Annotated in this window: 2 protein-coding genes and 1 pseudogene; 1 reads left to right on the plus strand and 2 read right to left on the minus strand. The window is 53.6% G+C overall.

The window, feature by feature from the left end; all coding sequences use genetic code 11:
* On the plus strand, nucleotides 1-182 hold a 182-nt coding region (locus H7A81_RS27065), incomplete at its 5' end, for a hypothetical protein (RefSeq protein ID WP_220458130.1).
* Here H7A81_RS27065 and H7A81_RS27890 read toward each other — a convergent pair.
* Both H7A81_RS27890 and H7A81_RS27070 read right to left on the minus strand, forming a co-directional pair.
* Nucleotides 128-319 (minus strand): annotated as a pseudogene (locus H7A81_RS27890) (hypothetical protein); the annotation flags it as partial. The gene H7A81_RS27065 and the pseudogene H7A81_RS27890 overlap by 55 nt on opposite strands.
* Nucleotides 320-334: 15 nt before the next feature.
* A complete protein-coding gene (locus H7A81_RS27070; protein WP_182059315.1) occupies nucleotides 335-1,636 on the minus strand; it encodes an MFS transporter in 1,302 nt (433 codons plus the stop codon).
* Between the last annotated feature and the right edge of the window lie 239 nt (nucleotides 1,637-1,875).

Below are 1,875 nucleotides of genomic sequence, written 5' to 3' on the forward strand. Positions count from 1 at the left end.
TTGACGTGGCAGGCATTAACGATATTCCTAAGTTCCTTGGCGGTGCACAATCAATCGCGAATGGCACGGGTATCCCGGGCATCACCGGTCGCTATCAGGCGGGCTTCTTCCCGATCATGATGTTTACTTCCCACGGCACATCGCTGTCTGGCGCTATGCTCCAGGTGCGGTCCAGTGCATAGCCGCTCTGACGTTTAATCGAAACACGGAACATGCCGGATTCCAGCACGAATAGGTTCAGCTGGTACTTCCCATCGACGGTTAACGCAACATGGTGTTGATCAGAATGCGTGAGTGACCAATTCTTTAAGGTTTTCATTGTTACCTACTTTATTCAGGCGCGCTGGGCGCGACGTTCAGCAATAAATGCAATCAGGAAGACCGCGCCAATCAGGTCGAAGAAGCCCATGGCGACAAATAACGGGTTAAAGCCAATCTTGTCGGCGGTGACACCAATCACCAATGAGAACAGGAAGCTGGAGATCCACGCGAAGGAACCGCGCATGCCGTTAACGGTGGCCATCTGGCCTTTATCAAACTTCTCCACCACCAGTGCGCTGAGCATGCAGGAGATAATCTGGTGACCGAAACCGCCAATCGAGATCAGTGCAATCGCCACGTAGGGATCTTTGGTCATTGCCACCAATGCGAGGGAGAGCATCAGGAAAGCGCCGGTGACCGAGCTGGCAACCACGGAGTTGACCAGTCTGAAACCAAACAGGCGGGTATAGAGGCGCGTCAGATAGCCACTGGCGACGCTGCCGAGGTCTGCAGCGAGGAATGGCATCCAGGCGAACATGGCAATCTGTTTGAGATCCATGCCGAGATCTTTCGCCAGGTAGAGCGGCACCCAAAAACTCAGCACGCCCCACGCCGGTTCGGCCATAAAAGCGGGAATGGCGATACCGTAAAAACGTTTATTCTTTGAGACACTTTTCAGGGCTTTAAAGAACGGTAATTTAACGGCAGGCGGTTCATTATCCTGACGAATAAATTCCAGTTCCGATGAAGACAGATTGGGATGAATTTCCGGATCGCGATACAGCAACCACCAGAGCACCACCCACGCCAGTGCCAGGCAACCCGTGAACAGGAAAGCGCCCTGCCAGCCGAAAGAAGCGTGCGCGAAGTAGATGATGGGCGGCGCCAGCATAGCGCCAATTGAGAAGCCCACGCCGGCCCAACCCGCTGCAACCGGACGCTCTTTTTTCGGGAACCATTCGCCTATCACTTTGGCGTTGGCTGGCGTGGCTGCGGCTTCCGCTCCGCCCATGACAAAACGCAGAATGGCAAGATGTACCCAGCTCGCCGCGCCGGCATGGAACAGACAGGCGACCGCCCAGACCGAGGCACAAATCAGGAAGCCGACTTTAAGGCCGATGACATCAATCAGCCAGCCGCAAATTGGTTGAAAGAAGGTGTACGCCAGCTGAAACGCACCGACGATCCATGAATATTGTTCAGTGGTGATGCCCAGGCTGGTTTTCAGCTCAGGTGCCAGAATGCCTAATGAGTTACGGGTGATGTAGTTGACGGTGACGCCCGCTAAGAACAACACCAATACCCACCAGCGCAAATTGCGGAAGGTGCGTTTGCTGCCAGCAGCAGCGATCCCTGGATTCAAACTGCGGTTCATCTGGTTCTCCAATCTTTATTAACATCATGAGCTTACAAATCCTGTGGTGAATGCGCGGGCCAGCGATAAACCGGAAATATCGCTGGCTGCCGCCCAGGAATTGCTGCTTGTTGTTGAGGAGCGACTTCAGTGAGTCATCTCTAACCATCCGCCAGGAGAGAGCGGAAGAAGATTCGTGTAGGGAAAGAGTGAACGCCCTGGTGTATATCATGGGGATAGGTGTTCTATAAAAAAAAAAT

The sequence above is a fragment of the Pantoea sp. ME81 genome (genome assembly GCF_903970985.1).
Classification (GTDB): domain Bacteria; phylum Pseudomonadota; class Gammaproteobacteria; order Enterobacterales; family Enterobacteriaceae; genus Pantoea; species Pantoea communis.

Bases quoted from the DNA above. Each gene is read 5' to 3' on its own strand.
- H7A81_RS27070 (WP_182059315.1), bottom strand. From the start codon at position 1,636: ATGAACCGCAGTTTGAATCCAGGGATCGCTGCTGCTGGCAGCAAACGC.